The sequence below is a fragment of the Pseudochrobactrum sp. AO18b genome, from assembly GCF_000409565.1.
Taxonomy (GTDB): domain Bacteria; phylum Pseudomonadota; class Alphaproteobacteria; order Rhizobiales; family Rhizobiaceae; genus Pseudochrobactrum; species Pseudochrobactrum saccharolyticum.
Genome location: NZ_ANNO01000361.1, coordinates 1 through 6815 on the forward strand (window position 1 = coordinate 1; position 6815 = coordinate 6815).

Here is a 6815-nt window from a genome sequence, read left to right on the forward strand (position 1 = left end):
GCAATGTCCTGCTCTACCGTTCGCAACTGCACTGAGAGTTTCTCACTGCGCTCGGCAATATCACGTACCAAACGTTCGCTTTGCGTGCGCTCTGCTGCAGCCTCTGCTCTTGCAGAAGTGATCTGCGCTAGTTCAGACTCATGAGCCTGCAATTGTTCCTGTGCTGTGGCCAGCAGTTCTTCTGCTTCAATCGCACGATCGCCGGAAGCTTCATTCTGCTCACGCAAATCCTGCTCTTCATCGTCCAGACGCTCAAGCACAGCCGCATGTTCCTGCAACATCTGCTCTTCGCGGGCGATGTCAGAGCTTAGCTGCTCAAGACGTTTTAACAACTCAGACCGGCGCTGTGTCAGGCGCGTCGCTTCTTCATCCAGTTGCGAAACCGCAATCGTCAGACGCTGTAAGGCTGCAGATGCGGATGCCTGCTGATTACGCAGTTCCGGCAAATGCTGAGCGGCAATGGCCTGTTCTTTGGCGGCAATCATCTGCGCCTGTGCCATGGCACCAACTTGCGATGTAGCGGTTGCCAAAGCACTTTGCGCCTCGCCTTCCTGTTGCTTGGCCTGCGACCAGCGCAAATGCAGCAAAATCGCTTCCGCCGCACGGATATCTGCGGACAATGCGCGGAAACGGTTAGCCTGACGGGATTGACGCTTAAGGCTTTCAATCTGGGTGCCGAGCTCACCGACCACATCTTCAAGACGTTCAAGATTGGTTTCAGCGGCGCGCAAACGCAGTTCAGCTTCATGGCGGCGGGAATGCAGGCCGGAAATACCGGCAGCCTCTTCCAGCAATGCACGGCGTGCCTGCGGTTTAGCCTGAATAAGCTCACCGATACGCCCCTGACCGACCATAGATGGTGAGCGCGCGCCGGTAGACTGATCAGCAAACAATAGCTGCACATCTTTGGCGCGGACTTCCTTGCCATTGATGCGATAGACGGAACCGGATTCACGCTCGATACGACGCGAGACCTGCAACTCATCCACGTCATTATAGGAAGGCGGTGCAGAGCGGTCGCTATTGTCGAGAAACAGGGTTACTTCCGCACTGTTGCGTGCAGGACGTGTGCCTGAGCCGGAGAAAATAACATCATCCATGCCGGAAGCGCGCATATTTTTATAGGAGTTTTCCCCCATAACCCAGCGCAACGCTTCGACGAGATTGGACTTGCCGCAGCCATTCGGCCCGACGACACCGGTCAATCCGCCTTCAATAACGAATTCCATCGGCTCGACAAAAGATTTAAATCCGAGAAGGCGCAGTTTGGTAAAACGCATCAGCCAGTGCTCCGTGCAACCGGGCGCGGCAAAAACAAATCAATAAAGAGCGGAATAAAATCAGACACTATTTTTTTTAAATATGAAAATGCAGCGGGCGCAAAAAAGCCCCCGCTGCATGAATATGCATCAGGTTCAGAGCATAGAGTCGATAACTGCCGACATCTGTTCAACCGAAAGAGCTCCGGAATATTTCTGACCATTGATAAAGAATGTAGGCGTTGCATTCACACCGAACTCAGCGCCACGTTCACGAACAGCATTCACATCATCGAGAAGCTGCTGGTTCGTCAAGCAGGCATTGAATGTCTCCTGTGTAAAACCGGCCAGTTTGGAGATTTGCAGCAATGCAGCCTGTGCATCATCGGCTGCAGCCCACTGCATCTGCTGCTTGAACAGCACATCCACCATCGGGAAATAACGGTCATCCGGTGCACAGCGTGCCAGCATGAAGGCGGCAGTTGCGCGCGGATCAAACGGGAATTCGCGGAAGATCAGACGGGCTTTGCCGGTCTTGATGTATTTTTCTTCAATTGCCGGAAGTGTATTCACAGCAAAAGTCGCACAATGCGAGCAGGTCATTGAAGCATATTCAACGATTGTTACCGGTGCATCAGCCTGCCCCAGCACTTTATCCTCAAGTGCACCTTTTTCGAGCAGTTTTTTCATATCGACAGAGCCGTCAGACTTCGGAACATCTGTCTGTGCCAGAGCACTGCCGGCGGCAGATACGGACAATGCCGCAGTTGCAAGAGCTGCAGTTCCAAGAAGCTGTCTGCGGTTCAGTTGAGACATCATACGAATCACCCGTTCATTCACGTTGCTATAGTTTCCGGATATTAGAGCAAATTGCCGGAATTTTGTCAGGCAGCTTAAGCGTTTTTAATAAACAGTGTGTCTCCAGAGACTTAACGGGCAATTTTCAGCCGTTTTCGCATTGTTTATTCTCTGTAATCTGCCCTTTGAAATTCGGATCAGCGTGGCTTTTTATTGGCTTTTTCCGCCAGAATATTACGGCCGAGCTGCATCAGTGAGGCACGTAATGCCTCATCCTCAATACCGACTGTTGCCTGTGCCAGCTTTTTCTCGGCAGGTGCACCAACCGGCATCAGTGGTTTGACTTTACGTTGCGCAACAGGGGCAACAGATTTTTGTTCAATGCGAATACGGGCAATGGCAGCGAAACCTAAAAAGGAATTCACACGATTGATGATCTCGCCGGTGGAATGCTGGATGCGCATTGCTGCCATGCCTTCGCAGCCGATGATCAGTGTTGCCGGCTGAAACGGATCATCCTCATGGGCGCGTCGCGGCCAGACAATCCGCAACGGACGCGACTGCGCACCAATCTGCGGCCCGACCACATCTTCCCATGCCTGTATCAGCGACAAATTAATACCGGCGCGTTTGCGTAAGACAGGATCGAGCACACTACCGGCCGTATCTGCCAGCGGTTTAAAACCCGATTTTTCCTCTCTGCTCATCTCTGTCCTTTATGCCGGTTTTATTGCCGCGACGGGCGATGGTTTTTCTCTGTTATAAAATGCCAGAGCATTACGGGCATCACTGTTACGCCGCAAAATATTACGGCTTGTTCCCGCATAAACCACACTGAAAAAGAACATTGTCACAGCAATACTGGTCTCATGCAGCAGCGGATTATGCAGCATAGCATAGCTGCCCCAGCTGATCGTAAAATAAATCAGCACCCGCCGGACCGTACAGTCTGAATTATTGCGCCAGAAGAAAATGAAGCCGGATACAGCCGCTGCCAGCAGCAACAGGAAACCGATTGCACCATTGACCAGCAGTTCATCAAACACTGAATTATGAACATGGATATAACCGTCGAGCAAAGTTGCCTGATCGCCCAGAGCCTCCCGCACTGCAGTCATTTTTTGTTCCGAGCCGACACCAATTAAAGGATGTTCCGCAACCACTTTCACCGCACCGCGCCACATCTGCTCACGTGTATCTGCGGAGGATTTATCCGCCCACTGGCTGCTGTCGCCGGTTTCATAATAATGCACCATACCGGCGAAGCGCTGCGACAGAACTCCGGCGACAGGGCCAACAGTAAAGACAGCGGTCAGACAGGCAGCCAGAATGAGTGAACTGCCGATTTTCACCTTATGGCTGGCAATACGGCCGATCAGCACAATGATTTCAAATATTGCCAGCAGAGCCAGCGTAATCATAACCGCACGGGTTTCGGAGGCAAATACGATCCCCGTACCAATGACCAGATACCACGGTCCGTTCGGTAAAACACGCGGAGCGTTTTTAATCGGCAATGTTGCAGCAACTGCTGCAATTGCTGCCGCATAGGCAAATACTGCAGGATTACCGCCGATACCGATACGGCCGCCCCAAAACAGCGCCTCTCCTGCAACCATTATTGCACACAGAATGATGCCGGTACGGGAGCCGAATGCGAGTATTCTCAGCGGGTCACGGATGAGAACCATCCCCAATCCGGCAAAAGAATAGAGCCATAACAGCAGCACATACCCCACTTGCCGGTTAGCAATACTGAGCTCACCGCGCCATGCCATCAGGCTGAGGCTCCAGATCATATAGGCAGATATCAGGACATAAAAATGCGCACCATACATCCGGTGCCAGCGGTGTTTGTAGAGCGCCAGATAGAAACCGATACAACTATACACGAACAGGATAATCGGGCCGAGCGCATAACGGACCGGCATTGCGATTGCCGCCAGACATAAAAGCCAGAGATCAATACGACGACGTATCAGAAAGTTTTTTTGCAGAATTCGCATATCACCGTTGCCGGATATTTGTTTTTTGGAAACTGTAAAACAGTCTTTGCAAATAGTCTTTCATACGAAAGAATAATGTACCGATCCGTTTATGGGCCGGTAATTTTGCCCGCGAATAGGTTTTGATATCCTCGGATATTGTTGAAGCGCTTTCATTGGCATTGCTTACCACAGCTCTGCTGGCGGTGAAGAAATTATACGAACCCGCCCAGCCGCGCTCCAGTGCCACATCATAAGGAAGATGCATCACTTGCAGCGCCTTAAGCACTTTCGCCGCCCCCTCTTTTGAAACAATATAGGCTCCGGCATTACCAAGCGGCCCGTGGGTAACACGCCCGATCGCCACATCATTTGTGAGATTTTCAACCGGACGAAACCCTACAAGACGGTTATGGATCAGCTTGATGACATCCCAGCCCTGCAAATCTGCTGCAGCTTCAACAACCGGAACAAATTCTTCAGAAAACCGGATATCATCTTCAATAATCACACCGGCTGGCGCATCGCCTGCCGCGATCATTTCCAGAGCCTTCATGTGACTGAAATAGCAGCCGATTTCCGCAGAGGAGGCAATCTTCCCGTGATCGCGTCGGAAAGCCGCATCATCAAAATGGCGTTTATCCGCTTCTGCGAGCAATTTACCGTCAATTGCCGGCACGCGCTGAAGCGCAATGCCGGTTTCCTGCGCATGTGCAAGCAGCGAATCCCAACGGTCTTTTGAGCGGTCAAGATTGAGAACATAGACCGGAAAGCTTTGTTTGTTCTGCAATATCAAGCCTTTCGGATATTGTTCCATCAACAAAATAAGGTTTATAAAATTGTGGTACTCAGCAATATGACGACAGTCAAACTATCCGCTGCATAATGAAAACGATTTCACATTGTAAGCACAAGCTAAAAATAATTTCCGGTGCATTCCGAAAACAGATCATTTATTGACAAAATATGACGAAAAAGCGCCTCCAAGTCTCCCCCGATAACAGTCCGACGATGTTTCCTGCCATGTCGGGAGATGATGCTCCTGCGCAAAAGCTGCTGGCATGGTATGATCGTCATCACCGTATTTTGCCATGGCGCGTAACGCCCGTTGAGCACGAACAAGGTGTGCGTCCTGATCCTTACCGCATCTGGTTGTCGGAAGTCATGTTGCAACAAACGACGGTTGAAGCGGTTAAAGCTTATTTCCTCAAATTTACCGGTCTGTGGCCGGATGTGCAGGCACTTGCCGATGCCACCGAAGATGATGTGCTGCGTGGCTGGGCGGGGCTTGGTTATTATTCCCGAGCCCGCAACCTGAAGAAATGCGCGGATATGGTAGCCTCTCAGCATAAAGGGCAGTTTCCGGCGAGTGTGGAGGGTCTCAAACAATTGCCGGGTATCGGCGACTACACATCGGCCGCCATTGCTGCCATTGCCTTCGATATTCCGGCTGCGGTTGTCGATGGTAATGTCGAGCGCGTAGTGAGCCGCCTGTTTGCGATCAAAACCATGATGCCTCAGGCCAAGACTGAAATTCGCAATTTTACAGAACAACTGACCCCGCAGTCACGCCCCGGTGATTTTGCGCAGGCGATGATGGATCTCGGTGCTACAATCTGCACGCCTAAGAAACCGGCCTGTATTCTCTGCCCGCTCAATGATAATTGTGCAGCCTTATTGGAAGGTGAGCCGGAGCTTTACCCTGTTAAAGCACCAAAAAAGGCACGCCCTGTCCGCTATGGTGCGGCTTTTATTATTCTCTCACCGCAAGGCGATGTCTACTTGCGAAAACGCCCTGACAAAGGCCTGCTTGCCGGTATGAGCGAAGTGCCGAACAGCGAATGGATCGCGGCAGATGAAGCGGCCTCTCCTGAGCATATTGCACGATTGACCAATACTGATCCGGCACCAATTGCTGCAAACTGGCAGCAAAGCGGTACAATCACTCATATTTTCACTCATTTCGAATTACGCCTCAGCGTTTATAAAACGGATGTTTCAACCATGCCGCCAAGCAATAATGGCTGGTGGGTTGCTCAGGATAATCTCGAAAAAGAAGCGCTGCCGACAGTGATGAAGAAAGCCATCAGCGCCGTCCTGCCCGACACTTTCAAATAAACAACCGGAAAAATGCTATGTCCAAAGACGCAGATAACATTATTCCGCTATATGAAACGCATGCGCAGAAATGGGATGATATCCGGCGCAGCAATACTGCCAAAGGTCTGATGGAAGCGGAATGGCTGGCACGCTTTACCGGTCTGTTACCCCATCAAGGCTCTGTTCTGGATATTGGTTGCGGAGCGGGCGAGCCTATGGCCGGTCACCTGATCCGCTCAGGCTTTCAGCTGACCGGCATCGATAGTTCTGCCAGTCTGATAGACATCTGCCGCACCCGTTTCCCTCAGCAGCAATGGCTGGTCGCAGATATGCGTGAGCTATCTCTCCCGCAGAAATTTGACGGCATACTCGCGTGGAACAGCTTCTTTCATCTGCAGCATGATGATCAGCGCCGGATGTTTCCCCGCTTTGCAACACTCGCTGCAGAGAATGCAGTTCTGATGTTTACCAGCGGCACTGCAAATGGCGAAGCAATCGGCACTTTTGAAGGGCAACCGCTTTATCACTCCAGCCTCGCACCAGAGGAATACCGCAGTCTTTTATCCGAGAGCGGTTTTGATGTTGTGCAATATGTGGAAAATGACCCGCATTGCGGTCATCTTACTGTCTGGCTCTGCCGTAAAACGTCCTGAAGCAGTCCACAAAAAAAAAG

Annotated in this window: 7 protein-coding genes; 2 read left to right on the plus strand and 5 right to left on the minus strand. The window is 51.3% G+C overall.

Going from position 1 to position 6815, the window contains the following annotated elements; all coding sequences use genetic code 11:
* From A918_RS0113920 to A918_RS0113940, 5 genes are all read right to left on the minus strand, one after another.
* The coding region (locus tag A918_RS0113920) for a chromosome segregation SMC family protein (protein WP_022711655.1) at positions 1–1280 on the minus strand (1280 nt) is incomplete at its 3' end.
* Between the two features lie 135 nt (positions 1281–1415).
* Positions 1416–2078: a DsbA family protein gene (locus A918_RS0113925; protein ID WP_022711656.1), complete on the minus strand. Its 663-nt coding sequence runs from the start codon at positions 2076–2078 to the stop codon at positions 1416–1418.
* 176 nt (positions 2079–2254) lie between these two features.
* Complete coding sequence (locus A918_RS0113930; RefSeq protein WP_022711657.1) at positions 2255–2764, minus strand: DUF721 domain-containing protein; 510 nt, start codon at positions 2762–2764, stop codon at positions 2255–2257.
* 9 nt (positions 2765–2773) lie between these two features.
* Positions 2774–4063: an O-antigen ligase gene (locus A918_RS20545; protein ID WP_022711658.1), complete on the minus strand. Its 1290-nt coding sequence runs from the start codon at positions 4061–4063 to the stop codon at positions 2774–2776.
* A 1-nt stretch (position 4064) separates the two neighbouring features.
* A complete protein-coding gene (locus A918_RS0113940; RefSeq protein ID WP_028233817.1) occupies positions 4065–4832 on the minus strand; it encodes a glycosyltransferase family 25 protein in 768 nt (255 codons plus the stop codon).
* Between the two features lie 233 nt (positions 4833–5065).
* Here A918_RS0113940 and mutY point away from each other — a divergent pair, with 233 nt between their 5' ends.
* Positions 5066–6160: an A/G-specific adenine glycosylase gene (gene mutY / locus A918_RS0113945; RefSeq protein ID WP_028233818.1), complete on the plus strand. Its 1095-nt coding sequence runs from the start codon at positions 5066–5068 to the stop codon at positions 6158–6160.
* Between the two features lie 17 nt (positions 6161–6177).
* Positions 6178–6795 (plus strand): class I SAM-dependent methyltransferase, encoded by a 618-nt coding sequence (locus A918_RS0113950; RefSeq protein ID WP_022711661.1) that lies wholly within the window; start codon positions 6178–6180, stop codon positions 6793–6795.
* Positions 6796–6815 lie beyond the last annotated feature (20 nt).

Coding starts and splice junctions, on each gene's coding strand:
- A918_RS0113925 (WP_022711656.1), bottom strand. CDS start 2,078: ATGATGTCTCAACTGAACCGCAGACAGCTTCTTGGAACTGCAGCTCTT.
- A918_RS0113930 (WP_022711657.1), bottom strand. CDS start 2,764: ATGAGCAGAGAGGAAAAATCGGGTTTTAAACCGCTGGCAGATACGGCC.
- A918_RS20545 (WP_022711658.1), bottom strand. CDS start 4,063: ATGCGAATTCTGCAAAAAAACTTTCTGATACGTCGTCGTATTGATCTC.
- mutY (WP_028233818.1), top strand. CDS start 5,066: ATGTCGGGAGATGATGCTCCTGCGCAAAAGCTGCTGGCATGGTATGAT.
- A918_RS0113950 (WP_022711661.1), top strand. CDS start 6,178: ATGTCCAAAGACGCAGATAACATTATTCCGCTATATGAAACGCATGCG.